Raw genomic sequence first — 25,592 nt, 5'->3', positions numbered from 1 at the left:
CCTTGAGTATCAGCTATACGCGGCGGATTCGCGCTCGACTGGCAGCGTCGCCCTGGGCGGGCTCCAGGTTCAGGCACTCGCGCCTGGCGGCGCTCGTTAGGTAGCTCCGCCTGGCGGCGCTCGTTAGGTAGCCCCGCCTGGCGGTGCTCGTCAGGTAGCTCCGCCTGGCGGCGCTCGGTAGGCAGCTCGCGCCTGACGGCGCTCGGGCCTGACGGCGCTCGGAAGCGAGTGTCGCTGGGGTGCTCTCGGAGCGGTGTGCCGTCGTGCTCCTGTCCGGCTCCCTCGCGACACTTAGCGCGTAACCGTGCGCCTCCGATGAGACAGCCGTCAGAACACGGATTGTTCTCCCGGAGGTAAAGACGATGGATCGTCGTAAACTGCTCGGTGCCGCTGCGATCGCCGTCCCCGCCATCGCGGGAGCCGCACTCCTCAGCGACCTGGACCTCGGTCCGGACCCGCGGTCACAGAGCGGGGAAAGCTTCGCCGGCCAGGCGGAGGAGGTCTCGGGCGACGCCGCGACCACCCAGAACCCGGCCCCGCCGGTCGTCGGCGTCCAGTTCCACGGCACGTGGGACATGTACTGGAACGGCACGACGCCGAACGCGATGTTCTACAAGCACCTGGACACGCTCGCCGCGAACAACGTGCAGGTCATCCGGCTCGACGTCGGCTGGTCGTCGGCGCAGCCCACGAACGTGGCGCCGACCGCCAGCCAGTGGTACCACCAGCGCGTCAACACCGTCCTCGACCAGGCCCGCTCGCGCGGCATGCAGGTCTTCGTGACGATCCACCAGTCGCCGGCGTGGTCGCGCCCCAACACCGGCAGCGAGGTCAAGCAGTACCCGACCGACCCGAACTCGATCAAGCCGTGGCTGACGTTCTTCACCTCCACCTACGGGTCGAAGATCCTGGCGATCGAGGTCTGGAACGAGCCCAACCTGGCCGAGTTCTGCGGCATCTCCGACGCGTACCAGCGCGCGGTGAAGTACGTGCCGATCCTCAAGGCGTCCTACGCGGCGATCAAGGCCGGCCGCTCCTCGATGCCGGTGATCTTCGCCGGCCCCAGCCAGACCGACGACGTCTTCATCAAGGACTGCTACGCCAACGGCGCCAAGGGCAACTTCGACATCATGGGTGTCCACCCCTACCAGGGCAACCAGATGAAGGCGCCGGAGTCGACCGACATCACCGGCAAGGCCCGGATGACCAACATGCCGGCGATCATCAACGTGATGGCGCAGAACGGCGACTCGGCCAAGCCGATCTGGTGGACCGAGTTCGGTTTCAGCGTGCACTCCAACGACGCCGTGCCGGCCGGCCAGGTCTGGCTCAACGGGGTACCGGACGAGCAGACCGCCGCGTCCTACATCTCGCGGTCCTACTACCTCGCCTGGCAGCAGTGGCCGCAGGTGAAGCTCGCGGTGACCTACTGCGGGTACAAGACGCCCTCCGACAGCCTCGGGCACCAGTACGGCTTCCGCATCATGGAGGCCGACGGCACGGCGAAGCCGCAGCTCGCGGCCCTGTCGAGCCTCCGCCAGGCGTTCGGCTCACTGCAGAAGCTGTAACTCCGGAGACCTCGGCCGGCCGCTGACCCCCAGCGGCCGGCCGTCGTGGCTCTACGAAGCGGGCACGTCGACGAAGTGCTCCACCCGCGGCGGTCCGGCGAAGAACGGGCCGATCAGTCCGCGCCAGCGCCCGTACCGGTCGGTCGCGCGGAAATTCTGTTCGTGGGCCTCGACCGAGTCCCACTCCACCAGGAGCACGAACCGGCTCGGGGTCTCGACTCCCTGGGTCATCCGGACCGACCGGCACCCCTCCGTGCCGCGCAGTTCGGGAACGGCCTCCCGGTAAGCCTCCGCGAACTCGGCCTCGCGGCCGGGGGTGACGTCGATGAGAGCTACTTCCAGAACCATGGAGTGAGCCTCTCACAGCGTCGGAATGACGACAGAAGCATCACGCTGCGTGCACGTACGCTGGAAGCAATCGGCGCGGTGCAACACGCATAGATGAATAGCCCGTCACTCAGGTGAGGTGTCACAACACTCACCGGCCCTCGCTTGGCCGGAGGCGGGAACGACCCTTACTATGGGGAACCGACGAGGGGAGTAGCCCCGCGGTTCACCCGGTCAATACGGCGAGTGCGAGAGCACGGACCCCGGGCACCGGCCCGCTCTAGCGAAGCGGGTGGCGAGACCTCGGACACGTAATCAATGCTGCGCGTGATCCGGGGGCGTTATGTCCGTTTCTTTGTGGGTGTGGGCCGCGACCGTGGCCGGCCTGGCCGTCATCGTCGCCATCGACATCTGGCACGCCAGACGTCCGCACCACGTGGGTTTCCGAGAAGCCACCACCTGGTCGGTCATCTACATCGCGCTGGCGGTGCTGTTCGGCATCGGCGTGATGATCTTCGGCGGTGCCGAGCCCGGCACGGAGTTCTTCGCCGGGTGGCTGATCGAGAAGAGCCTGTCGGTCGACAACCTCTTCGTCTTCGCGGTGATCCTGGGAACGTTCGGCGTCCCCGACAAGCACCAGCAGAAAGTCCTGCTGATCGGCATCCTCGGTGCGCTGGTCATGCGGGCGATCTTCATCGCGGTGGGCGCCGCGGCGATCCAGCGCTTCGCGGTGACGTTCGTCGTCTTCGGTGCTTTCCTGATCTACACCGCGATCAAGCTGGTGCGCTCGCACGGCGAGCAGCCCGACGTCGGCAACAGCCGCGCCGTGAAGATGCTCCGGCGCCTCATCCCGGTCACCGAGGACTACCCCGACGACAGCGCGCTCACGGTCAAGCGCGACGGCAAGCGCCTGGCGACGCCGCTGCTGGTCGTCGTGGTCACGATCCTCTCGGTCGACCTGGTCTTCGCGCTCGACTCGATCCCCGCGGTCTTCGGCGTCACCGAGAGCGCGTACATCGTCTTCACCGCGAACGCGTTCGCGCTGCTGGGCCTGCGTGCCCTGTACTTCCTGCTGATCGGCCTGCTCGACCGGCTGGTGCACCTGCACTACGGCCTGGCGTTCGTGCTGGCCTTCATCGGCGTCAAGCTGATCCTCCACTACGCGCACACCGTGTGGCCGTCGGTGCCCGACATCCCCACCGCGCTCTCGCTCGCGGTCGTGATCGTCACGCTGGCCATCACCACGTTCACCAGCCTCCGGGCCACCCGAAAAGCGAACGACAACGAAGTGACGGCGGACCGTGGGTAAATCAGGCGTTCGGCGACGGACGGCGATGCCGTTGTCGCACCATGTAACTCGGCGCGGGTCGCACTCGAGGAAGGCCTGACCGGTGGACATACCTGTCTGGGTGGAGTGGAGCGTGCTGGGCGCGCTCGTCGTCCTGCTCGCGTTCGACGTCTGGGTGATCGGCCGGCGGCCGCACGAGCCCTCCACGCGCGAGAGCACGATGGGCGTCATCGGCTACGTGGCCCTGGCGCTGATCTTCGGGCTCGGCATCCTCTGGCTGGCCGGCGGACGCTACGCCGGCGAGTTCTACGCCGGCTGGCTGACCGAGTACAGCCTGTCGGTCGACAACCTGTTCGTGTTCCTGGTGATCATGAGCCGGTTCAAGGTGCCCCGGGTGTTCCAGCAGAAGGTCCTGCTGATCGGCATCGTGCTCGCGCTCGTGCTCCGCGGCATCTTCATCGCCGCCGGCGCGGCCGCGATCGAGCGTTTCATCTGGGTGTTCTTCCTGTTCGGCGCGTTCCTGCTCTACACCGCGTGGAACCTGGCCTTCCACCACGAGGAGGAAGAGGAGTTCAAGGAGAACGTGCTGATCCGGTGGTCGCGCCGGGTGCTGCCGATCTCCAAGGACTTCGGCGACGGCAAGCTGCGCACCCACGAGAACGGCAAGCGGATCTGGACGCCGATGGTCGTGGTGCTGATCGCGATCGGCACCACCGACCTGCTGTTCGCGTTCGACTCGATCCCGGCCATCTTCGGCCTCACCCGCGAGCCGTTCCTGATCTTCACCGCGAACGTGTTCGCGCTGATGGGCCTGCGTCAGCTGTACTTCCTGCTCGGCGGCCTGCTCGACCGGCTCGTCTACCTCTCGATCGGCCTCTCGTTCATCCTCGCGTTCATCGGCGTGAAGCTGATCCTCGAGGCGCTGCACGAGAACTCGCTGCCGTTCATCAACGGCGGCCACGAGATCGAGTGGGTGCCGGAGGTGCCGATCTGGCTCTCGCTCGTCGTCATCATCGGCACGTTGGCCGTGACGACGCTCGCCAGCCTGTGGAAGTCCCGCCGCACGGCCCCGCAGAAGGAGCTCAGCTCGACGACGGCGTCGTGACCACGCAGGCGGCCAGGAGCGCCGGGTAGAGCGCCGGGTCGGCCGGGGCGTGCCCCAGTAGCGACTCGATGCGCTCCAGCCGCTGGTAGAGCGACTGGCGGCGGAGGTGGAGCACGGCGGCGGTGCGGGTGACGCTGGCGCCGTGCCGGAGGTAGAGCTCCAGGGTGCGCACCAGCTCGGTGTGGTGCTGGGCGTCCCACGTCACCAGCGGGCCGATGGTGCGCTCGACGAAGGCGTCCAGCCCACCGCCCCGGCGCAGCTCCAGCTCGAGGGCGAGCGTGCGCGCCGGCACCACGGTCGGACGGGTGCCCCCGCGCCGGGCGCCGGTCAGCGCCAGGGCCAGCGCGGCCCGCGCGTGGTCGAGCGAGGCGGCCCAGTCGGGCGTGCTCGCGGCGGGAACCGGATAGCCGATCACCACCGTGATCTGCGGGGCCCCGGACCGGTGGCCCGCGTCCAGGAACGCTTTCTCCACCGCGCTCACCGAGTCGGCCACGATCAGCGCCAGCACCGACTCCCGGACGCGGGCCCGCAGCGCGGAGGTGCCCAGCAGCCGGGCGGCCTGGTCGATCAGCGTGACCGCGGGCCGGGTCTCCGGTGCGTCCACCGCGACGCCGACGAGCGTGCGTCCCGGCGGTGGGCGGAACCCCGCGAGCCCGGTGCGGACCGCGGCCTCGGCCGGCGCCAGCCCACCGGCGGCGACCAGGTCGGCCAGGAGCGCGGCGGCGTGCCGCTCCCGCTCGGTCGGCGGGTCGCCGGTGCGCAGGATCTCCACCGCCAGCGCGGTCGCGGTCCGCTCGACCGTCGCGGCGAGGTCCTCGGCCGGTAGCGACGACCCGATCCCGGCGACCAGCCGTCCCCAGACGCGCCCGTGGACGATCACTTCCGCGTCGGCCGCCCCGGCGTCGACGGTGGCCCAGGCCGCGTGGTCGTCCGCGACGCCGTAGGAGGCGACCAGGGCGCCGCTCGCCGTCGTCAGCACCACCGGGGCCCCGGTGACGTCGACCGCGGTGCGCAGCAGCCCGGCGATGCCCGCCCCGGAGATCAGGGCCTCGTTCAGCGCCCGGGTGACCCGGTCGCCGAGGCGCAGCCGCCGGGCCGCCTCGTCGACGATCGCGGTGTTCGCGGCCTCGCACATCCGGATGAACGGCACCACGGCACGCAGCACGATCAGCGGCAGGCCGTGCCGCGCCGCCTCGTCGATGAGTTCGGCCGGCACGTCGGGGAAACTGCGGCCGAGCTCGACGGCGAGCCCGCTCACGCCCCGTTCGGCCAGGTCGCGGACGTAGTGACGGCGGGCGCCCGCGTCGCTGCCGGCCAGCCCGAGGCCGGTGGTGAGCAGGAGTTCGCCACCGGAGAGCAGCGGGCCGATCTCGTAGATCTCGCTCGAGTGCACCCAGCGCACCGGCCGGTCGAGCGCGCGGTGGCCGGCCAGCACCTCGGGGCGGGCATCGCGCACCGCGTCGAACTGCAGCAACTCGGCCAGCGTCAAGGACATTCTGTCAGTCAAGCACCCGCCGGGTGTGGACGCGGCGTCAGTTGTATACCGCACCTGGTCAAGCGCAGAGTGTGGGCATGACGACGCTGGATCCTTCCACGCTTCTCACCGCGGCGGTCGAGGAGGCCCGGGCCGGGTTGGCCGAGGGTGGCGTCCCGATCGGGGCGGCGCTGTTCACCACCGACGGCACGCTGCTCGGCCGGGGCCACAACCGCCGGGTGCAGGACGGCGACCCGTCGCTGCACGCGGAGACGGCCGCGTTCCGGAACGCCGGACGGCGCCCCACCTACTTCGACACGATCATGGTCACCACGCTCTCGCCGTGCTGGTACTGCTCCGGCCTGGTCCGTCAGTTCGGGATCGGGCACGTGGTGATCGGGGAGGCGGTGACGTTCTCCGGCGGCCACGACTGGCTCGCCGAGAACGGCGTCACGATCACGCTTCTCGAGGACCCCGAGTGCATCGGGCTGATGACCGACTTCATCAAGAACCGGCCCGAGCTGTGGGCCGAGGACATCGGAGCCGAACTTGACTGAGCCCGTACCCACCATCGACCTGACCGGGGACCGGGAAACCGTCGCCGCGCAGGTGGATCAGGCCCTCCAGCGCTCCGGGTTCATGCTGGTCACCGGCCACGGCGTCGCGCCGGAGCTGCGTGCGGCCACCCGCGCCGCGGCCCGGGAGTTCTTCGCGCTCCCGGCTGAGGTCAAGCGGCGCTACGCCGCCACCGTCGGGGGCCGCGGCTGGCTGCCGACCGGCGTCGAGGCCAACGGGTACGCCGAAGGCACCGAGACCCCGCCGGACCTGAAGGAGACGTTCGCGATCGGCGCCGACACCCCGGTCGGCGATCCGGCCGCCGACGAGGCCTGGTTCCAGCCCAACGTCTGGCCGGACGAGAGCCCGGCCCTGGCCGAGACGCTCACCGAGTACCAGGCCGCGATGCGGACGCTCGCCGACCGGCTGCTCGAGATCTGCGCGGCCGCGCTCGGCCTGCCCGACACCTTCTTCGCCCCCACCACCGACCACCCCACCTGGACGCTGAACATCAACTGGTACCCCCCGATGGGCGTCGTCGGCGAACCCGAGGAGGGGCAGTACCGGATCGGCCCGCACACCGACTTCGGCACGCTGACGCTGCTCGACCGCGAGTACGGCAGCGGTGGGCTGCAGGTCTACACCGCCGACGGCGAGTGGGTCGACGCCCCCTACGACCCGGACGCGTTCACGATCAACGTCGGTGACCTGCTCGCGCGCTGGACCGGTGACCGCTGGCTCTCCGCCCGCCACCGTGTCCTGCCGCCGCAGGCCGACGCACCGGACGAGGACCTGGTGTCGCTCGTCTACTTCTACGAGGCCAACCACGACGCCGTGGTGGAGACGCTGGAGCCCCCCATCGGGCGCGCGGCGCACCCTCCGGTCGTTTGCGGGGACTTCATCCGCGAACGCTTAGACGCCATCACGATCGGCTGAGGAGAACCCCCATGGCAGTGGTCGAAGAAGGCGTCGAACCCCTCCGGGAGGGGGAGTACGGCACCAAGGTCGTCGCGGTCGAGCCCGGCGGCATCGAGAAGATCCCGCTCGCCGACCGGCACGGCACACCGCTCAACCTGTTCTGGACCTGGGCGTCGCCGAACCTGGAATTCGCCACGATCTACCTGGGCGTGCTGGCCACGCTCGTGTTCGGGCTGACGTTCTGGCAGGCCGTGGCCGCGATCGTGCTGGGCAACGCGCTCTCGTCGATCGCGCACGGCGTGCTCTCGGCCCGCGGCCCGGTGCACGGCGTCCCGGAGATGGTGCTCTCGCGCGGGGCGTTCGGCTTCTGGGGCAACCTGCTCCCGGCCGGGTTCCTCTCGGTCACCGCGGGCATCGGCTGGTTCGCGGTCAACAGCGTCAGCGCGTCGTTCGCGCTCAACGCGCTGACCGACCTCCCGACCTGGCTCTGCCTGGTGGTCGTGGTGCTCGCCCAGGTCGTGATCGCGTTCCTGGGGCACAACTTCGTCCACTCGTTCGAGAAGTGGGCGTTCCCGGTGCTGGCGGTGATCTTCCTGGTCGGCACCGTCGTGGTGCTGAGCAAGTCCCACCCGGGCGCGCCGGCCGGCGAGGGCATCCCCGGCGTCGGCACCGTCGGTGGGTTCCTGCTGACGCTCGCGGCCGTGTTCGGGTACGCGTCGGGATGGAACCCGTACGCCGCGGACTACACGCGCTACCTGCCGCCGGACACCAACCGGCGCCAGGTGGGCGTCTTCGCCGGGCTCGGCGTCTTCGTGGCCTGCACGGTGCTGCAGATCGTCGGCGCGGCGTCGGTGACGATCGGCCCGCCCGCGTCGGACAACCCCACGCTCGCGTTCGTCGACGAGATGCCGTCGCTGCTGGCCAACCTCACGCTGCTGGCGATCGCGATCGGCGGGGTCTCGGCGAACGTGCTCAACATCTACTCGGGGTCGATGTCGTTCCTGACGATGGGCGTGAAGCTCCCCGCGCACCTGCGCCGGGCGCTCGTCGCGCTGACGTTCGGCGTCGTCGGGTTCGTCGTGGCGTACTTCGGGCTCGAGGACGCCGGGCACAAGTACGAGAACTTCCTGCTGGTGATCGGGTACTGGATCGCCCCCTGGCTCGGCGTCACGCTCGTCGACCTGTGGTTGCGCCGCGGGCAGGACTACGGCGAGATCCTCTACGACCGGAAGTACACCAACTGGGCCGGGCCGATCGCGATGGTCGCCGGGCTCGTCGTCTCGATCGGGTTGTTCTCCAACCAGGCGCAGTACACCGGCCTGGTCGTCCGGTCGAGCCCGGGCATCGGTGACGTGACTCCGATCGTCGGTCTGCTCCTCGCGGCGCTCGTGTACTTCGCGCTCCGTCGGCCGGTTGGACGACAGACGGGAAGTGGTTATTCACAGATCTAACTTTTGGTACATATGGTGTCATCCAGGGGCGAGCTTTGCGGGAGGCTGGCATGGATGACGCGGTGCGCGCGACGAACGGCGGGGACAACACCGAGTACCGGGAGATGGTCGACGCCATCACCGACTTCGGGCTGATCCGCCTCGATTCCGACGGTGTCATCCAGGGGTGGCACGGAGCGAGCAGCGACATCACCGGGTACGGACCGGCCGAGGTCGTCGGCCGGTCGGCCGAGCTGCTGTATCCGGACGCGGAGACGCTCCGTGCCGACCTGGCCGCCGTCGACGCCGAAGGTCAGCGCGCCACCGACGGCTGGCGGATGCGCAAGAACGGCGAGCGGTTCTGGGCCACGATCACGATCACCCCGCTGCCGGTCACCGGCGGCTACCTCCTCCTCGTCCGCGACCTCACCGAGCGCCGCGACCAGGAACTGGCGCTGCGCAGCGTCGAGGACATGCTCAACAGCATCACCGACTACGAGGTGATCCGCCTTGACGCCGACGGCCTGGTGCAGTCCTGGAACCCCGGCGCCGAACGGCTGCGTCAGTACAGCGCGCAGGAGGTGCTCGGCAAGCCGGTCTCGATGTTCTACTCCGAGGACGAAGCCAAGCGGGGAGTCCCGGAGCGGGAGCGGGCGGCCGCGGTCACCAACGGACGCTTCGAGGCCGAAGGCTGGCGGCTCCGACGTGACGGCAGTCGTTTCTGGGCCAACGACGTCCTCAGCCCGATCCGCGGCTCCGAGGGCGACATCATCGGGTTCGTCAAGGTCGCGCGGGACCAGAGCGACCGGCGCGAAGCCGAGCAGCTGGTCTCGCGCCAGCGCGACGAGATACTGGAGCTCTCCACGCCGGTCATCCAGGTCTGGGACGACGTCCTGGTGCTGCCGGTGATCGGGACGCTCGACAGCGCCCGCGCCGCCCGGCTGACCGAGAACCTGCTCGAACGCATCGCCCGCGACCAGGCCGAAGTCGTCATCCTCGACGTCAGCGGCGTCCCGGCCGTCGACACCGAGGTCGCACAGCACCTGATGAAGACCGTCGAGGCCGCCCGGCTGATGGGCAGCGTCAGCGTGCTCTCCGGCGTCCGGCCCGAGACCGCGCAGGCGATCGTCCACCTGGGCATCGAGCTGGGCAGCCTGCGCTGCCGCAGCAACCTCAAAGACGCACTGCAGCTGGCGCTCCGGCTGGTCGGCGCGCCGCTCGCCGACGACCTGCGCCCCGTCGATGCCTGACGAGGTCCCGATCATGCGGATCGGCCGGAACCTCCTGGTCACCCTGCAGGGTGACCTGGAGGACGCCACGGTCGAGCAGATCGAACGTGTCGTCACCCGGGAAGTGGCCCGCACACAGGCCCGGGGCATGCTCATCGACATCAGCGGCCTCACGCTCGTCGACTCGTTCGTGGCCAGGGTCATCGCCCGGCTCGTCGGGATGACCCGCCTGCTCGGCGCCGAGACGACGCTCGTCGGCATGCAACCGGCGGTCGCGATCACGCTGGTCGAACTCGGCGTCTCGATGAAACACGTCCACACCGCGCTCAACGCCGAACAAGGCATGGCGCGTCTGACGGGGCTGCGCGATGACCGTCTCAGCTGAGGGCACCACGCACTCGATGACGATCCTCGCCGAGTCCGACCTGCTGCGCGTCCGCACGACGCTGCGTGCGGAGTCGCAGGCGGCCGGCCTCGGGCTGACCGCGGCGACGAAGTTCGTCACCGCGGGCAGCGAACTGGCGCGCAACATCGTCCGGTACGCGGTGCACGGCCAGGGCGAGGTGCTGATCGAAGGGCTGGACAAGGCCGGGCGCCGCGGCGTGCGCGCGACGTTCAGCGACGCCGGCCCCGGCATCCCCGACCTCGACGCGGCGATGACCGACAACTTCACCACCGGCGGCGGGCTCGGTCTGGGGCTGCCGGGCAGCAAGCGTCTGGTCGACGAGTTCTCGATCGACACCGGCCCGGGCCGGGGGACGACGGTGGTGATCACCCAATGGGGTCGGTGAGCCACCGGACCACGAGCCGCGACGCGCCCCACCGGCAGATCGTCGTCACCGACGACACGGCGGTGGGGGAGGCCAGGCGGAGCGCGAACCGGCTGGTGAGCGAACTCGGCGGGAACGAACTGGCGGTCACCCGGGCCGAGCTGGTCGCCACCGAACTGGGGACGAACCTGCTGCGTCACGGCGAGCCGGGCGGCTGGATCCTGCTGCGCCCGGTCCCGCCGGGCCAGGTGGAGATCCTCGCGGTCGACCGCGGCCCGGGTATCCGGGACCCCGAGGCCGCGCTCGCGGGCCGGTCACCGGCCCCCAAGGGACTGGGCTGCGGCCTGCGGTCGGCGGCTCGGGCGTCCGGCCTGTTCGACCTGTGGACCCGGGTCGGCCAGGGCACTGTCGTGCTGAGCGTCGTCGACCTCGGCGGTTCGCCGGTGGAACCGCGGACCTGCGGCGGCGTCTGCGTCGGGCTCTCCGAGGTCAGCGGCGACGGGTGGTCGGTGCGCGGGGCCGACGGCGGACGCGAGGCGATCGCGGTGGTGGACGGGGTGGGCCACGGCCCGGCCGCGTCGGCCGCCGCGGACGTGGTGCTCGACGTGTTCGCCGAGGACCCCGCCGGGCTGACGTCGTTCGCCGGCCGCGCCAACGAGGTCGCGCGCGGCACCCGGGGCGCGGTCGCGACCGTGTGCGTGCTCGACCCCGCCCTCGACACGATGTCGGCGCTGGCGATCGGCAACGTCAACGGGCGGGTGCTGGTGGCGGGCACCGAGAAGGGCGTCGTCACGTTCAGCGGCAGCCTCGGACTGGGCGCCCGGCCGCCGTCCGCACGGGTCCAGCAGTACCCCTGGCCCCGGGACGCGACGCTGGTGCTCTGGAGCGACGGACTGCGCAGCCGGCTGGAGTTCGACCGGTACCCGGGCCTGTTCGACCACGACCCGGCCGTCGCCGCCGCGGTTCTCCACCGCGACTACGCGCGGGGCACCGACGACGCCACGGTCGTCGTCGTCCACCGCCGGGACCGCGGTCATGACTGACGAGGCGGCGCTGCGTCAGGAGGTCGAGCTCCTCCGGGCCGAGCTGGACGAGACCAGCCGCGGCCTGATGGCGCTCTACGCGGAGCTGTCGGCGCAGACCGAGGAGATCGAGCGGGCCCGGGTGGCCGCGGAGGAGGCGACGCGGGCCAAGGCGGCGTTCCTCGCCGACATGGGGCACGAGATCCGCAACCCGCTGAACTCGGTGATCGGCTTCGCGGAGCTGCTCGGGGAGACCGAGCTGACCCCGGAGCAGGTCGACTACCTGACGCCGATCCGCGCCGCCGGCGACCACCTCCGCTGCCTGATGGACGACCTGCTGGACTTCTCGAAGCTCGAGGCCGGACACTTCACGTTCGAGTGCATCCCGTTCGACCTGGTCGCCTGCGTGGAGGACGCGCTGGCGATCGTGGCGCCCCAGGCCGCGTCGAAGGAGCTCGACCTGGCCGCGGTGTTCACCCCGGACGCGCCGCGCACCGTGCGCGGCGACCCGACCCGGTTGCGCCAGATCCTGGTCAACCTGCTGGTCAACGCGGTGAAGTTCACGGCCGAGGGGCACGTCTGGGTGGAGCTGGAGACCCGGCGGACCGGCCCGACGCACGCCTGCCTCGCGTTCGGTGTGCACGACACCGGCATCGGCATCGCGCCCGAGGCGCTGGAGCGCATCTTCGTGCCGTTCGGCCAGGCCGACGTCTCCACGACCCGCCGGTTCGGCGGCACCGGGCTCGGGCTCTCGATCGCGCGTGAGCTCAGCCAGCGGATGAACGGCGAACTGACGGTGACGTCCGAGCTCGGCGTCGGCTCCACGTTCACCAGCAACGTGAGCATGGACGTCGAGCCGGGGAGTCTCAGCGACCCGGACGACCGTCCGCTCGGCGGCCGGACCGTCCTGCTCGCCCACGCCGAGCCGATCACCACCCGGGCGCTGCGCGCACACCTGGTGAGCTGGGGCGCGGACGTGCGGACCGAGCCGGGACCGACCGAACCGGCGTTCGCGGTGGTCGACGCGGACACGCACGTCACGCCGGGTGTCCCGCGGGTCGTCGTGGCTCCGCTCACCGCTCGCCGCTCCGCCGAGCCCGGCGCGACCGGCATCGCCGCGGTGCTGCACAGCCCGGTGCGCCGGGCCCAGCTCCGCGCGGCCGTCGACGCCGCTCTCGGCGCGCACTTCGCCTGATACCGACCGTGTTCACCGGACGTTCATGCAGCTGGGAAACGGTTACCCGGTGCGTAGGACGACGGAAGGACCGCGATGATCGACGACGGCGCTGAACTCTACGACGAGACCGGTCGTTTCGTGTTGGCCCACGCCAACGGTTACAAGGTGCAGGACAACCCCGAGGACGACCCGGTGCTGCTCCACGCCGACGGAACGCCCGTCGACACGTGGCGCGAGGGCTACCCGTACTCCGAGCGGATGACGCGCGACGAGTACAACCGCGTCAAGCGGCTGCTGCAGATCGAGCTGCTCAAGCTGCAGAACCACATCAAGGAGACCGGCGACCGCCTGGTCATCCTGTTCGAAGGACGCGACGCCGCCGGCAAGGGCGGCACGATCAAGCGCTTCATGGAGCACCTCAACCCGCGCGGGGCGTCCGTCATCGCGCTGGAGAAGCCCACCGATCGTGAGCAGTCCCAGTGGTACTTCCAGCGCTACGTCGCGCACCTGCCCGCCGCCGGGGAGATCACGATGTTCGACCGCTCCTGGTACAACCGCGCCGGCGTCGAGCGCGTGATGGGCTTCTGCACCGACGAGCAGTACGAGCAGTTCTTCAAGGACGTACCGAAGTTCGAGGAGATGCTGGTCGAGAACGGCATGCACCTGATCAAGCTGTGGTTCTCGGTGACCCAGTCCGAGCAGCGCACCCGGTTCGCGATCCGCGAGATCGACCCGGTGCGCCAGTGGAAGCTCTCGCCGACCGACATCGCCTCGCTCGACAAGTGGGACGCGTACACGAAGGCGAAGGAGACGATGTTCCTCAACACCGACCTCGCCGAGGCGCCCTGGACGGTGGTGCGCAGCAACGACAAGAAGCGGGCCCGGGTCGAGGCGATGCGTTACGTGCTCTCCCGGTTCGAGTACGCGGACAAGGACGAGGACATCGCCCGGAAGCCCGACCCGGCGATCGTGGGCAGCGCCGCCCACGTACTCCCGGATTAAAAGAAGCGGGCCGGGCTGAACGCGCGCCAGCACAGGTAGGCCGACAGCGTCAGCCCGGCGAGCGCCGCGAGCAGTCGCGGGGCCCCGTGGTCGAGCACGTCGACGACGACGCACGACACCAGCAGCACGAGGCCGGGGGCGGCGGGATGCACGCCGCCCCGCCGGGGTAACTGTTCAGTCACGCATCGATGATGCTGGTCCCCGCCGAACACCCCGGAAACGTCGGTAGAAGTCGAGATGTGCCCGGGCGGCCGCGTTCCAGGTGTACCGGGCGGCGAGAGCGCGGCCGGCGTCCGGATCGGCGCCGTGGTCCAGCGCGTCCGTCAGCGCGACGGCGAGCGCCGGCACGTCGGCCGCGTAGCGGACCGCGGTGCCGAAGACCTCGCGCAGCACCGGCAGGTCGCTGGTGACCACCGGCACCCCGGCCGCCAACGCCTCCATCGCCGCCAGGCCGAACCCTTCCTTGGTGGAGGGGAACGCGAACACCGCGGCCGACGCCATCAGCGAGGGCAGGGCGTCGTGGTCGACCGGGCCGAGTACGACCGGTTCGACGCCCAGCTCGCGGGCCCGTGCCTCCCAACGCGCGCGGTAGTCCCGGTAGTCGAAGAGCGTCTCGCCGCCCGCGATCACCAGCGTCACGTCCGGCCGGGCGAGCCGCGCGTACGCCTCGAGCAGCGCGATCGACCCCTTGCGCGGCTCGATGCCGCCCACCGCGAGCACGTAACGCCCGAGCCCGGCCGGGTCACCGGCGTCGGCGGACGCGAACCGCGCGGCGTCGACGCCATTGGGGATCACCGTGGGCGAGAACCCCCACCCGGCCCGCACCTCGGCGGCGACGGCCGCGGACACGCAGACGTGCGCGGCCGGTTCGACGATCGCGCGTTCGTGGCAGGCCGCGAGCTCCGGCGTCGTGAAGGTGTCCAGGTGGTGCACGGTGCGGACGTACGGCGTCCCCCGGACCGCGTTCGCGCTGATGCAGTCCTGGGCGTGGACCACGTCGTAGTCGGCGGGGTCGAAGGCCTCGCCCAGGGCCGAGATCGACCGCAGGATCCGGTCGCCGACCGATTCGGAGTCGGACGCCTCGAACGGAACGACGCGCACCGCCACCCGTGGGTCGACGGCACGGAAGAACCCGCCGTCGCCGCCCCGCCCGAGCGTCCACACGGTCACGTCGACGCCGAGCCCGGCGAGCGCCTCGGCCAGCGCGAGCGTGTGCACCACCCCACCGCGCGGCTTCGTCGAGTACGTCAGCAGCGCGACCCTCACGCGTAGGCCCCCGGACGCCGCTCGGACAGGTGCGCGAGTACCCGGCGCGCCCGCGCGATCTCCGCGGCGACGTCGAGTTCGGCCACCGCCATCCCCGCCTTCGACCAGGTCCGCGCCAGGATGTCGCCGCCCGGACCGACCACTTTGGCCTGACCGAGGAACCGCATCCCGCCCAGCGCGCCGGTCTGGTTCGACGACGCGAGCACCACCTGGTTCTCCGCCGCCCGCGCGCAGTCGTAGAGGTCGAACAGCCTCGACTGGCGGTCGTCGGCCATCCGCGGCGCCCGGTTCGTGATCGACGTCGGCCAGGCCGAGAGGCAGGCCAGGATCTCGGCCCCGTCGAGGGCGAGCGTGCGTGCGGACTCCGGGAACGTCTTGTCGTAGTCGACGAGCATGCCGATCCGGCCCACCGGGGTGTCGAACGCGGCGAACCGGTCGCCGGCGGTGTACGCGACCGACTCGCCGGCCGGCTGGTGCACCTTGCGGTGCGTGCCGAGGACACCGTCGCCGGACAGGCACACCGCGGTGTTGTACCGCCGGTCGCCGTCGGCCTCGCGGACGCCGAGGCAGACCACCATCTCCGCGGCCAGCGCGGCGACCCGGTTCAGCCGGGGCCCGTCGAGCTCGATCGCCGGCGGCAGCGACTCCGGGTCGGGTTCACGCAGGTCCGCGAGGTACCCGCCGAGCGCGGCGTCGGGCAGCACCAGCAGGTGCACACCCTGGGCGCGCGCCGACTCGATCAGCCCGGCGATCCGGTCGAGGTCGTGGTCGAGGTCCCGCCCGAAGTGGGCCGAGACCGCGGCGATCCGGATCAGGCCCATGCGTGCGAGGCTAACCGGTCACCACCGGGGGGTAGGCCTCCGGCCTGCGGTCCCGGAGATTCCCCATCGCGCGGCGCGCGGTCTCCAGCGTCTGCCCGACGTCCAGCGACGCGACCGCGACGCCCCCGGCCACGCCGGTGTCGGACAACACGTCACCACCCGGGTCGACGATCTTCGCGCTGCCGACGAAGCGCAGCGAACCGAACGTGCCGGTCTGGTTCGCCGACAGCCAGACCACCTGGTTCTCCAGCGCGCGGGCCTGGTCGAACAGGTCGAACCGGCGCTTCCAGCGGTCGCGCGTGAGGTCGTTCGACGGGTTCGTGCGGCTACCCGGCCAGGCCGAGACGCAGACGATGATCTCCGCGCCGTCCAGGGCCAGCGCGCGGGCCGACTCCGGGAACGCCTTGTCGTAACAGATCATCGTGCCCAGGCGCCCGACCGGCGTGTCGAACGCGACGAACTGGTCGCCCGCGCCGTACGAGGCGTCCTCGGCGAGCGGCTGGTGCACCTTGCGGTGGTTGCCGAGCACGCCGTCGCCGGTGACGCACACCGCGCTGTTGTACCTGGTCCCGTCGGGGGTGACCTCGCAGTAGCCGGCCACGACCACCATCTCCTGGGCGATCGCGGCCAGCCGGCCGATCTCCGGACCGTCGAGCGTCAGCGCCGGTGGTCCCTCGGCCTCGCCGTCCAGGTCCGCCAGGTACCCGCCGAGCGCGGCCTCCGGCAACGCCAGCAACCCGACGCCGTCCGCGCGTGCTTTCTCGACGAGCTGCTCGATCCGGCCGAAATCCGCCTCCAGGTCCCGGTCGAAGGGGGCCGCGACGGCGGCCAGCGTGAGGGTGGTCATCGATTCTCCTGAGTGTGTGCGGCGCCGAGGTTGGTCACGCCCGCGGCGATCACCTCGGTGAGTTCGCCGTCGGGCCAGCGGAGGGCGACGCCGGTCCCGGTCTCCAGTGCGCCGCAGACCGCCGTGGTGGCGGGTCCGGCCGAGGGTGGCTCGGTGCCCGGCGGGGCGGCGGTGAGCATGCCGAACCCCGGGAAGCAGGTGAGCCAGTCGCCGGTCGTCACGCCGCCGGGACGGGGCACGGCCGCGACGTCGAGCACCGCGCGGCAACCGCCGGCCTCGGCGAGCATGCCCAGCGTGCCGGCGATCCCGGCCATCGACACGTCCTTCGCGGCCGCCGGCCGGTACGCGCCGACGAACGCGCCCATCGTGCGGAGCTCGGCGGCCGTCCGCGTCGAGGTCGAGTCCCACTGCCGGCCGGTGTACCCGGGCCGCCATCCGCCCCCGAGATCCACGGTGAGCCGCACCTCGTGCCCGGGTTGCCCACCTCCACCGGGAACCGGCGGCACCACCCCGCCGGCGCCGCCCGGGCCGGGGGCGAGCGCGCCGAGGGCGGTGACCGCCAGCGAGGCGGGGACGCCCAGCTGGGTGTGGCCGCCGAGGACCGGGACGCCGTAGGCCGCGGCGGCGGCCTTGAGCCCGGCCAGCACGCGGGCGGCGTGCGACGGGTCGCGGGCGCCGAGCGCGTCGAGCAGGCCCACCGGGTGCGCGCCCATCGCGGACAGGTCGTTGACGTTGACGAGCACGCCGCACCACCCGGCCCACTCCGGGTCGCGCTCCACCATGGAGGGCAGGATCGCGTCGCAGGCGGCGATCAGGCCCGACCCGGGCACCGGAGCACCGTCGTCGCCGACCCAGCCGGCGCCGCCCGGCGCGAGACCGGTCAGCAACGCGCCCAGGTCACGTTTGGTGGCCGACACCAGCGCGGCGATCCGCCCGATCGGCCACCGCAGCACCGTGTGCGGACGCCCGGCCACCGTCACCGGGCCGACCGTCTCCCACCCGAGCCGCCGGAACATCCCCACCGCGTGGGGCTGCACGGTGGCGTCGAACCGCAGCACGCCGGCGTTCTCCGCGAACGCGCACGCGGCCCGCACCAGCGCCGGCCCCACCCCGGCGCCGGCGCGCCGGTCGGGGGCGACGGCCAGCCGGCCGCCGGTCCACCAACCCAGGTCGGGGCCGTCGGTCGCCGGGCCGAGCCGGACGCCGCCGACGACCGCGCCCGAGCGGTCCCGGGCGAGCAGCACCACGGTGCGCGGATCGGCGTCCCGGTCGTCGAGGTCGGAGCCCGCGAACAGTCCCTGTTCCTCGACGAACACCACCCGACGCAGCCGGTGGTACCCGTCGAGGTCGTCCGCCCGCTCGATCGTGAACGTCGGACGGCGTCCACCGGTGAGCGTGGGGACGTCGAGCAGTCTCATGTCAGCCTCCGGCGGCGGGAAGGGCACTGCAGGCACCGCAGGCCGCGCACCCGGCGCCCTGGTCGGCGCCGGACATCCCGGCCGCACGCAGCAGCGCGCCGACCCGCGCGGTGACGTCCCGCACCAGCGACGGCGGCGGAGCGGTCGCGCCGTCCCGGCGGGCGAGCGTCCCGGCCATCGGGCGGAACGGCACCACGAACGGGTAGACGCCCCGCCCGATCAGCCGCGCGGCCCCCGCGACCAGCTCGTCGGGATCCTCGCCCAGCCCCACCAGCAGGTAGGTGGAGACCCGGTTCGGCCCGAACACGCGCACCGCCTCGTCCCAGGCGGCCTCGTACTCGGCGAGCGGCACGCTGCCCTTCCCGGGCATCCACGCCCGCCGGACGTCGTCGTCGAGCGACTCCACGTGGATGCCGATCGCGGTGGCTCCGGCGTCCCTCAGGTCGCTGATCACGGCCAGGTCGCCCGGCGGCTCGATCTGGACCTGGATCGGCAGGCCCGGCACCGCGTCGAGCACGGCACGGACGCAGCGCACGAGGTTACGCGCGCCCCGGTCGGGGCCGGTGGTCGTGCCGGTCGTCATCACCATCTGCGTGACGCCGTCCAGCCGCACCGCGGCCTCGGCCACCTCGGCCAGCTGCGCCGGTGTCTTCGCCGCGACCGTCGCGCCCGAGCGGAGCGACTCCTCGATCGTGCAGAACCGGCACCGCTGGTCCTCGACGTACCGGATGCACGTCTGGACGACCGTGGTGGCCAGCACGTCCTTGCCGTGCAGCCGGGCGATCTTCTCGTAGGAGACGCCGTCGGCGGTCGCCAGGTCGTAGAAGCGCGGGCGGCGCACCGGCTCGAGCGCGAGGCCGGTGTCCTCCCCCAGGTAGAGCAGCCGCCCGTTCGCCGCCGTGTAGGGCGAGTCCAGCACCAGCGGGATCGCCGCGTTGGCACCGTCCAACGTGACGTGCCCGTCGTTGCTCGGACCCGCGCCGTCGGGCCGCCGTACCGGGGCGTCCAACCGCACGCCCCGGATGGCGACGTCAACTCTGGTGCTGAGCGTCATGGTCAGAACATGTAGGTGGAGTTGACGATCGCGCCCTTGCGTGCGTAGTGGATCAGCGCGTCCTGGACGTCGAGCGGGTGCGTCGGGATGACGCCCTCGATCAGGTCCTCCTCGCGGGCCCCGTGCAGCGACAGCCCGAAGCGGCAGCAGTACACCTTGCCGCCCTCGGCGATGAACGTCTTCAGCGAGTCGTTGATGTTGTGCTCGCCGGGGAACGCCGAGTTGCCGGTCGTCGGGAAACCGCGGGTGGCCAGGCAGTTGAGCGAACCGGGGCCGTAGAAGTAGATCGCCGACTCGAAGCCCTTCCGCTGGGCCCTGGTGGCCTGCAGGATCGCCACGAAGCTCACCGACGACTCGTGGGCGATGCCGTGCACGAGCGTGAAGTACGACTGGCCGGGCTCGGCCTGGTAGTCCGGGAACACCTTCGTCCCGCCGTAGATGCTGCTGCCCTCGGGCAGCGACGGGTGCGGGATCTCGGTGAGCGACTTCTGCTCGGCTTCGGTGAGGGTGCTCGTCGTCTCGGTGGTCATCGTTCGTCCTATCCGTAGAGGGTGTCGAAGGTGCTGGTGAAGACGTGCGTGCCGAGTTCGCCGTCGCCGGTGACGGCTTTCAGGCGGGCGTACTCGCCGGCGAAGTCGCCCCAGGGCTCGTCGCTGGCGAACAGGACCCGGTCGTGGCCGACGCCGCGGCGCTCGATCTCGGCCGCGAGCCAGCGCGGGGCGAACCCGATCGCCCATGACAGGTCGGTGTAGACCTGCTTGCCGGACGCGACCCAGTCGAAGAACCGGCCGGAGATCAACTTGATGTGGCCGCTCATCCCGCCGCCGAAGTGCACGAGGTGGATGCGGGTGGTGTCGCCGTACCACTCGACCAGGTGCGTGATCTCGTCGACGTCGGACGCCGCGCCCGGGGAGGTGTGGACGTGGACGGTGAGGTCGTGCTCGCGGGCCGCTGCGAAGATCGTGTCCAGGCCGGGGCGGGAGTCGTGGACGGTGCCGCCGAGCAGGAAACTCAGCTTGAGCGCCCTGACCCCGGTCTCGCCGGCCAGCGACAGGGCCTCGGCGGTGCGGGCCGCGTCGGACGGTTTCGCCGACACCCAGAGCCCGGCGCGGATCCGGTCGTCCTTCTGCGCGGCCTCGACGCAGAGCTCGTTGAAGCCGAACGCGACGGCGGGGTCGGGGACGCCGTAGTTCGGGATGACCAGCGCGCGCTCGGTGCCCTCGGCGTCGAGATCGGCGACCAGCTCCTCCAGCGTCGCCCTGGCGGTGACGTCGGGGTGGACCGGCGGCCCGCCGTAGAACGGGTACGCGGGCAGGACACCGAGGTGGCGGTGCGCGTCGCGGATCACGCCGACCTCGCCGGTGACCAGTCGGTGTTGTACGTCTCGGTCGGTGTCCCGGCCAGCCAGTGCACACCGCTGGTCTGCGGCTTACGCACGATCCGCTCGACGACGTGCGCCGCGTCCGCGCCGACGCCGCCGAACCGGCCCGAGCCCCACGTCCACTGCCAGGGCAGCCCGACGAAGTACAGACCGGGGGACGGGGTGACGCCCCGGTCGTGCACGGGGTAGCCCCGCCCGTTGAACACCGGCGCCTCGATCCAGCGGTGATCGGGCCCGAACCCGGTGCTCCAGATCACCGCCGCGAGCGTGTCCACGGCCACGGCGTCCAGCGGGTAGTCGGCGTCGGCGGGCGTCCAGACCGGCGTGTAGCGGGCTTCGGCCGGTGCCTCGATGCCGGTGCGGTCCAGGTACTCGTCGATCGAGTCCTTGATCGACTCGGAGACCCGGTCGGCGCCGTCCAGGTTCGCGCCCAGGTCGTCGTCGAAGTGCAGGACGTCGTCGACGGCGCGGAGCCGGCCGTGCAGGCGCATGCCGTCGCGGGCGAACGCCCGCAGGTCGATGTCGCGCCCGCCGTCCCGGCCGGTGACGTAGTGGTTGACCCGGAAGCGCACCGCGTCGGCGTCGGCGAAGTCGGCGATCGTCCGGCGGTAGTACCCCATGTCCTCGAGCCAGGCCACGACGTCGCGACCGCGGTAGAACCGGGCGACGCGGGGCGCGCTGCCGACCGCGAGGTGAACCCGGCGGCCGGCCAGGTGGAGGTCCTCGGCGATCTGCGCACCGGACTGCCCGCTGCCGACGACGAGCACCTCGCCCGGCGGGAGCTGCGCCGGGTTACGGTACGCCGACGAGTGCAGCTGGGTGACCTCGCGCGGCAGCCGCTCGGCCAGCCGCGGGGTCACCGGCACCTGGTACGGGCCGGTCGCGACGACGACCTGCTCGGCGATCAGGCTTCCCGCCGAGGTCGTCAGGTCGTAACGCCCGTCGGGGCGGCCGCGCAGCCGGGTCGCGGAGACGCCCTCGTACAACGGCACCGGGAACGACGCGGCGTAGGTGGAGAGGTAGTCGAGGATCTCGTCGCGGACCATGAACCCGTCCGGGTCGCCGCCCGCGTAGGGGTGGCCGGGCAGGTCGCACTGCCAGTTCGGGGTGACCAGGCAGAACGAGTCCCAGCGGCGGGTGCGCCACTCGTGACCGACGGAGTGCCGCTCGAGCACGACGTGCTCGACGCCGCGTTGGGTAAGATGCCAGCTGATCGACAGTCCGGCCTGACCGCCGCCGACCACGGCGACCGGTAGCTCACGACCGTCCAGCGTGTCCGGTACCAAGCGCATGGCTACGAGTACAGTCGCGGCCTATTTCCCCGCTGTCTCATCCGGAACAACTGCCCGTTTCGCGCGTAACGGACGTGTAAGCCCATGACGCGAATCGGGCCCATCCGGCGACGGACGGGCCCGATCCGGCGTCGACCGGTCAGAGCTCCTCGGCGCGCGCGCTCTCGAGCTGAGCGAGCGTGGTCGCGGCCAGCGCGTGCAGCGGGTGCTCGGGCTCGGTCGAGTCCCGCAGTGTGCGGTACGCGTTGATCGCCGAGTCGAGGTCGGCCAGCGCGCCTCGACGGCCGAACCGCTCGCTGAGCGCGAGCCCGAGCCGGAACGTGACCGCGTTCCGCCCCTCCTGCTCGTCGGGCCCGTCCTCGCCCCCGTCGGCCTCGCTCCGGCCACCGGCCGGCCCCGATCCTGGGCCGGCCTCGGCACCCGCCGGGCCGGGGCTCGTCGGTGCGGCGTCCGCACCGGTGGGGTCCGCGGCGTCCGGATCCGCGGCGGCCGGGTGCCCGGTCGCGTCCGGGCCTCCGGCGATCGTGGGGGAGCGCAGCGGGGCACGCAGGGCCTCGCGGAGCAGTTCCACGGCCTCGTCGAGGTCGGCGTCCCGCCCCGGCCGGTGGCTGCTCGTCTGCAGCAGGTACCCCAGCGACGCCACCCGCGACGGCAGCTCGGGGTGGTCGTCCGCGGTCGCGGCCACCGCGGCCTGACCCAGCTCGAGCGCCTCGGAGATGTCGGCTTCGGCGCCGTACCGCTCGTAGCGCTCGGCCAGCACGGTGCCCAGCCGCATGTTCACCGCGGCCGGCTCCGGCGTGCCGGTGCGCTGCGCCGACACCGACGCCTGACGCAGCGTCGTGACTGCCTCGTCCAGGTCCTCGCGCCGCTCGTGCAGCTCGAACCGCTCGAACAGCGCGTCGCCGAGCTGCCAGCGCCGCACGGCCAGCCCGGGGTGGCCGCTCGGCCCGCTCACGATCGATGAGCGCGCGTTGACGATCGCCTCGTCCAGATCGCTGGGGTCGCCGTCGGAGTCCCACCGCTCCTTGAGCACGGCGGCCAGGCACCACGCCGCCTCGTGCTGCTCCGGGCTCTCCGGCGGCAGGCCGGCGACCGCGCGGCGCAGCGCGTCGATGGCCTGGCCGAGGTCCTCCTCGTCGCCGCCGAACGCGTGCCGGTCGGCCAGCGCCAGCCCGAGGTTGGCGAAGTACCCCGGCCGGTTCGGGTCGGCGTCGTCCGCGATCTCGGCGCACTGACGCAACGTCGTCACGGCCGCGTCGGCGTCGGCGGTGCGGCCGCGCACCCGGAAGCGCAGCCGCAGCGCGAGACCGAGCGTGCAGAGGGCCTGGGGGGTCCGGTGGTCGCTGGTGGCCATCGCGTCCACGGCGGTACCGGCGGCGCGGATCGCCTCGTCCAGCGCCTGGACGTCCTGTTCGGCCTCGGCCCGCGCCAGCAGGGCGTCGGCGTACCCGGCGAGGAACCCCGGGCGGGCCGGGTGGTCGCCCGGCAGGTCGGGGAGGCCGCCCTCGTAAAGGGCGAGCGCCTCGGCGAGATCGTTGTCCTGGCCGGCCTCGCGGTAGCGGCCGAGCAGCGTGTCGGCCAGGTCGGCCCGGGCGTCGACGATCGCCGGGTGCTGCGCCGGGGTGCCTGCGAGCAGCTCGCGGAGCAGCGCGACCGCGTCGTCGAGATCCGCCGGGTGGGCGTAGACGCCGAACCGCACCTGCAGCGCGGACTTGAGGCTCCACAGCGGAGCGAGCCGGGTCGGGTCGTCCGGAGCGAGCTCGGCGGCCACCCCGCGCAGCAGCACGACGGCCTCGTCGAGCAGATGCGGGTCGTGCTCCTCCATCGCCTGCTCGATCAGGCGGTCGGCGTGCCGGACACGAGCCGTTGTGTCGGGCTCGGTGTTCTGTGCGGGGGCTGCCACCATTCCTCCACCATCGTTTACAGGTGACCCAAATGTCTTTTGGTGGCTCTCAGTATCAGGTAAGTGACGGAAGTGTGGGGGACAGCCACGTCCCTCTAACGGTGTGTACTCAGTCGAGCGGGAGACGCACGCGCAGCGTCGTACCGGCGGCCTCGACCTCGCCGCCCAGCGCCCGGGCGCGGTCGCGGATGCCGTCCAGCCCGTCCTCGTGCCAGGCGACGTCCGCGGAGACCTCGCCGACGAGCCGGCCGTCGGCCTCGTACACCCGCACCAGCACCCGCGACGCCCGGGTGGCCGCGTACGTCAGCGCCTCGGCCAGCGTCAGGTACAGCGCCCGCTCGAGCCCCGGCGACGGGCGGACGTCGTCGACACGCAGCTCCACCGCGAGGTCCAGGCGCTCGGCCAGGCTCTCCAACGCGGCCGATAACCCTTCCTCGGTCAGCTGGCCCGGGTGGATGCCCCTGGCGAAGGCGCGCAGCTCACCGAGCGCCTGCGTCGCGGCGTCCCTGGCCTCGCGCAGCGCGCGCCTGGCCTCGGGCTCGACCACCGTGCCCTCCACCGCGGCCAGCCGCATCGCCAGCGCCACCAGCCGCTGCTGGGCGCCGTCGTGCAGGTCGCGTTCCATCCGCTGCCGCTCGGTGGCCTCGGCCTGCAGCAGCCGCATCTGCGCGGCACGCACCTGCTCGATGCGTGCCTGCACCTCGGTCTGCAGCTGCGCGTTCTCCAGCGCACGGCGCCCGGCGAGCAGCGCCGAGGTGACCAGCCCTTCGTGCCGGCGCAGCGCCGGGTCGGTGTCCACGATCGCCAGTGGCGCGCCGTACTCGGTGACCACCGGCAGGCGCCAGCGCCCGTCGTCGACGAGCGGCGGGTGCACCACCCGGCCCGCGTAGTCGACGTGCTGGCCCTGCCGGGGCACCCAGAACCAGACGTCGAGCGTCGGGTCGCGCAGGACCGTGCGGAACGCGTCGCGCACCCGCACCGCGGACGGCGGACGCGTGAGCTGCAGCAGCTGGTCGGCGACCGCGACCTCGGCCCAGCGACGCCGCAGCCCGACCGCGAGCAGCGCCAGCGGCACCGACAGCGCCAGCGTTCCCTGCAGCAGGTACGTGTCGAGCTGCCGGTCGAGACCGGTGATGGCTCCGGTCTGCACGAACGCCGACAGCAACCCGACGAACGCGACGAGCGCGAGCACCGGCAACGTCAACGCGCGCTCGACGCCGTGCAGCCGGCGCTGCCGCCACCAGATCACGACGGCGAAGCCCGCGGCGGTGACGACCGACGCGGCCGTGACCCCGATCAGCACGACGGTCTCGGCCCGGTCGGAGTGCCAGAGCCGCGGCCAGAAGATGTCGTCGGCGAAGCCGTAGAGGCTCGGCGGCGTCGCCAGGCAGAGCAGCGCCTGGCCTCCGATCAGCGCGATCGCGGCGCCGACGGCCCACCACCGCTCCGGTCTCCCGTGCAGACGGCCGTCGGGGTAGTACAGGATCCCGATCGCGCCGGTCGTGAAGAAGAACGACTGCGCGAACACCGCGATCAGCGGCGCGGGCCCGGCATTCCAGGCGGCCAGCCAGGTCAGCGCCCAGCAGAACGACGCCACCAGCAGGCACAGCCCGGTCGGACGCGTGCCGCGCCCGGTGGCCAGCAGCACCCCGGCCGCCGCGGTCGTCGCGCACTCCAGGATCGTGATGATCGCGGCCGGGAGGTGGACGTGCCAATGGGGCAGGCCGCTGTGCGCGGCCGCGATC

General features: G+C 71.9%; 25 protein-coding genes. 12 read left to right on the top strand and 13 right to left on the bottom strand.

What is annotated here, in order from left to right; all coding sequences use genetic code 11:
• The first annotated feature begins 362 nt into the window (after positions 1-362).
• Positions 363-1,568: a cellulase family glycosylhydrolase gene (locus ABD437_RS00420; protein ID WP_344646676.1), complete on the top strand. Its 1,206-nt coding sequence runs from the start codon at positions 363-365 to the stop codon at positions 1,566-1,568.
• A 51-nt stretch (positions 1,569-1,619) separates the two neighbouring features.
• Here ABD437_RS00420 and ABD437_RS00415 read toward each other — a convergent pair whose 3' ends face one another.
• Entirely contained in the window at positions 1,620-1,916 is a 297-nt protein-coding gene (locus ABD437_RS00415; protein WP_344646675.1) for an antibiotic biosynthesis monooxygenase family protein, read from the bottom strand.
• A 322-nt stretch (positions 1,917-2,238) separates the two neighbouring features.
• Here ABD437_RS00415 and ABD437_RS00410 point away from each other — a divergent pair, with 322 nt between their 5' ends.
• Complete coding sequence (locus ABD437_RS00410; RefSeq protein ID WP_344646674.1) at positions 2,239-3,204, top strand: TerC family protein; 966 nt, start codon at positions 2,239-2,241, stop codon at positions 3,202-3,204.
• An 82-nt stretch (positions 3,205-3,286) separates the two neighbouring features.
• The gene (locus tag ABD437_RS00405; protein WP_344646673.1) at positions 3,287-4,288 is read left to right on the top strand and encodes a TerC/Alx family metal homeostasis membrane protein; all 1,002 of its coding nucleotides are present in this window, start codon (positions 3,287-3,289) and stop codon (positions 4,286-4,288) included.
• Here ABD437_RS00405 and ABD437_RS00400 read toward each other — a convergent pair.
• Positions 4,266-5,783: a PucR family transcriptional regulator gene (locus ABD437_RS00400; RefSeq protein WP_344646672.1), complete on the bottom strand. Its 1,518-nt coding sequence runs from the start codon at positions 5,781-5,783 to the stop codon at positions 4,266-4,268. The two genes, ABD437_RS00405 and ABD437_RS00400, sit on opposite strands and share 23 nt — an antisense overlap.
• Positions 5,784-5,860: 77 nt before the next feature.
• Here ABD437_RS00400 and ABD437_RS00395 point away from each other — a divergent pair, with 77 nt between their 5' ends.
• The 9 genes from ABD437_RS00395 (at position 5,861) to ppk2 (ending at position 13,865) form a co-directional block, all read left to right on the top strand.
• Positions 5,861-6,319, top strand: coding sequence for a nucleoside deaminase (locus ABD437_RS00395; protein WP_344646671.1), 459 nt, complete (start codon positions 5,861-5,863; stop codon positions 6,317-6,319).
• Entirely contained in the window at positions 6,312-7,253 is a 942-nt protein-coding gene (locus ABD437_RS00390; RefSeq protein ID WP_344646670.1) for an isopenicillin N synthase family dioxygenase, read from the top strand. The genes ABD437_RS00395 and ABD437_RS00390 overlap by 8 nt, the downstream gene beginning before the upstream one ends.
• Before the next feature lie 11 nt (positions 7,254-7,264).
• The gene (locus ABD437_RS00385) at positions 7,265-8,686 is read left to right on the top strand and encodes a purine-cytosine permease family protein (RefSeq protein WP_344646669.1); all 1,422 of its coding nucleotides are present in this window, start codon (positions 7,265-7,267) and stop codon (positions 8,684-8,686) included.
• 50 nt (positions 8,687-8,736) lie between these two features.
• Positions 8,737-9,915 (top strand): PAS domain S-box protein, encoded by a 1,179-nt coding sequence (locus ABD437_RS00380; protein WP_344646668.1) that lies wholly within the window; start codon positions 8,737-8,739, stop codon positions 9,913-9,915.
• Positions 9,908-10,279 (top strand): STAS domain-containing protein, encoded by a 372-nt coding sequence (locus ABD437_RS00375; RefSeq protein WP_344646667.1) that lies wholly within the window; start codon positions 9,908-9,910, stop codon positions 10,277-10,279. Before ABD437_RS00380 ends, ABD437_RS00375 begins: the two co-directional genes overlap by 8 nt.
• Positions 10,263-10,685, top strand: a complete 423-nt coding sequence (locus ABD437_RS00370) for an ATP-binding protein (protein ID WP_344646666.1) — start codon at positions 10,263-10,265, stop codon at positions 10,683-10,685. The genes ABD437_RS00375 and ABD437_RS00370 overlap by 17 nt, the downstream gene beginning before the upstream one ends.
• A complete protein-coding gene (locus tag ABD437_RS00365) occupies positions 10,682-11,707 on the top strand; it encodes a SpoIIE family protein phosphatase (RefSeq protein ID WP_344646665.1) in 1,026 nt (341 codons plus the stop codon). The genes ABD437_RS00370 and ABD437_RS00365 overlap by 4 nt, the downstream gene beginning before the upstream one ends.
• Entirely contained in the window at positions 11,700-12,881 is a 1,182-nt protein-coding gene (locus tag ABD437_RS00360; RefSeq protein ID WP_344646664.1) for an ATP-binding protein, read from the top strand. The genes ABD437_RS00365 and ABD437_RS00360 overlap by 8 nt, the downstream gene beginning before the upstream one ends.
• A gap of 75 nt (positions 12,882-12,956) precedes the next feature.
• Positions 12,957-13,865 carry a polyphosphate kinase 2 gene (gene ppk2 / locus ABD437_RS00355; protein ID WP_344646663.1) on the top strand — a complete coding sequence of 303 codons (909 nt, stop codon included), beginning with the start codon at positions 12,957-12,959 and terminating at the stop codon, positions 13,863-13,865.
• On the opposite strand, the gene ABD437_RS00350 is transcribed toward ppk2, so the two are convergent.
• From ABD437_RS00350 to ABD437_RS00300, 11 genes are all read right to left on the bottom strand, one after another.
• Positions 13,862-14,047 carry a hypothetical protein gene (locus ABD437_RS00350; protein ID WP_344646662.1) on the bottom strand — a complete coding sequence of 62 codons (186 nt, stop codon included), beginning with the start codon at positions 14,045-14,047 and terminating at the stop codon, positions 13,862-13,864. The genes ppk2 and ABD437_RS00350 overlap by 4 nt on opposite strands.
• Positions 14,040-15,131: an MSMEG_0565 family glycosyltransferase gene (locus tag ABD437_RS00345; RefSeq protein ID WP_344646661.1), complete on the bottom strand. Its 1,092-nt coding sequence runs from the start codon at positions 15,129-15,131 to the stop codon at positions 14,040-14,042. Before ABD437_RS00345 ends, ABD437_RS00350 begins: the two co-directional genes overlap by 8 nt.
• Positions 15,128-15,952: a carbon-nitrogen hydrolase family protein gene (locus ABD437_RS00340; protein ID WP_344646660.1), complete on the bottom strand. Its 825-nt coding sequence runs from the start codon at positions 15,950-15,952 to the stop codon at positions 15,128-15,130. Before ABD437_RS00340 ends, ABD437_RS00345 begins: the two co-directional genes overlap by 4 nt.
• A 10-nt stretch (positions 15,953-15,962) precedes the next feature.
• The gene (locus ABD437_RS00335) at positions 15,963-16,799 is read right to left on the bottom strand and encodes a carbon-nitrogen hydrolase family protein (protein WP_344646659.1); all 837 of its coding nucleotides are present in this window, start codon (positions 16,797-16,799) and stop codon (positions 15,963-15,965) included.
• Positions 16,796-18,217 carry an MSMEG_0567/sll0787 family protein gene (locus tag ABD437_RS00330; protein ID WP_344646658.1) on the bottom strand — a complete coding sequence of 474 codons (1,422 nt, stop codon included), beginning with the start codon at positions 18,215-18,217 and terminating at the stop codon, positions 16,796-16,798. The genes ABD437_RS00335 and ABD437_RS00330 overlap by 4 nt, the downstream gene beginning before the upstream one ends.
• Before the next feature lies 1 nt (position 18,218).
• A complete protein-coding gene (locus ABD437_RS00325; protein WP_344646657.1) occupies positions 18,219-19,271 on the bottom strand; it encodes an MSMEG_0568 family radical SAM protein in 1,053 nt (350 codons plus the stop codon).
• A gap of 2 nt (positions 19,272-19,273) precedes the next feature.
• A complete protein-coding gene (locus ABD437_RS00320; RefSeq protein WP_344646656.1) occupies positions 19,274-19,801 on the bottom strand; it encodes an MSMEG_0572/Sll0783 family nitrogen starvation response protein in 528 nt (175 codons plus the stop codon).
• 8 nt (positions 19,802-19,809) lie between these two features.
• Positions 19,810-20,619 carry an amidohydrolase family protein gene (locus tag ABD437_RS00315; protein WP_344646655.1) on the bottom strand — a complete coding sequence of 270 codons (810 nt, stop codon included), beginning with the start codon at positions 20,617-20,619 and terminating at the stop codon, positions 19,810-19,812.
• Positions 20,616-21,944 (bottom strand): MSMEG_0569 family flavin-dependent oxidoreductase, encoded by a 1,329-nt coding sequence (locus ABD437_RS00310; protein ID WP_344646654.1) that lies wholly within the window; start codon positions 21,942-21,944, stop codon positions 20,616-20,618. The genes ABD437_RS00315 and ABD437_RS00310 overlap by 4 nt, the downstream gene beginning before the upstream one ends.
• A gap of 139 nt (positions 21,945-22,083) precedes the next feature.
• A complete protein-coding gene (locus ABD437_RS00305) occupies positions 22,084-23,847 on the bottom strand; it encodes a hypothetical protein (RefSeq protein WP_344646653.1) in 1,764 nt (587 codons plus the stop codon).
• Between the two features lie 109 nt (positions 23,848-23,956).
• Positions 23,957-25,592, bottom strand: a 1,636-nt coding sequence (locus ABD437_RS00300; protein WP_344646652.1) for a sensor histidine kinase, incomplete at its 5' end; no start/stop codon positions are given.

The organism is Cryptosporangium japonicum, from assembly GCF_039524755.1.
Taxonomy (GTDB): domain Bacteria; phylum Actinomycetota; class Actinomycetes; order Mycobacteriales; family Cryptosporangiaceae; genus Cryptosporangium; species Cryptosporangium japonicum.
The sequence above is the reverse complement of the archived record's forward strand: the minus strand, read 5'-3'. Positions and strand labels throughout refer to the sequence as shown.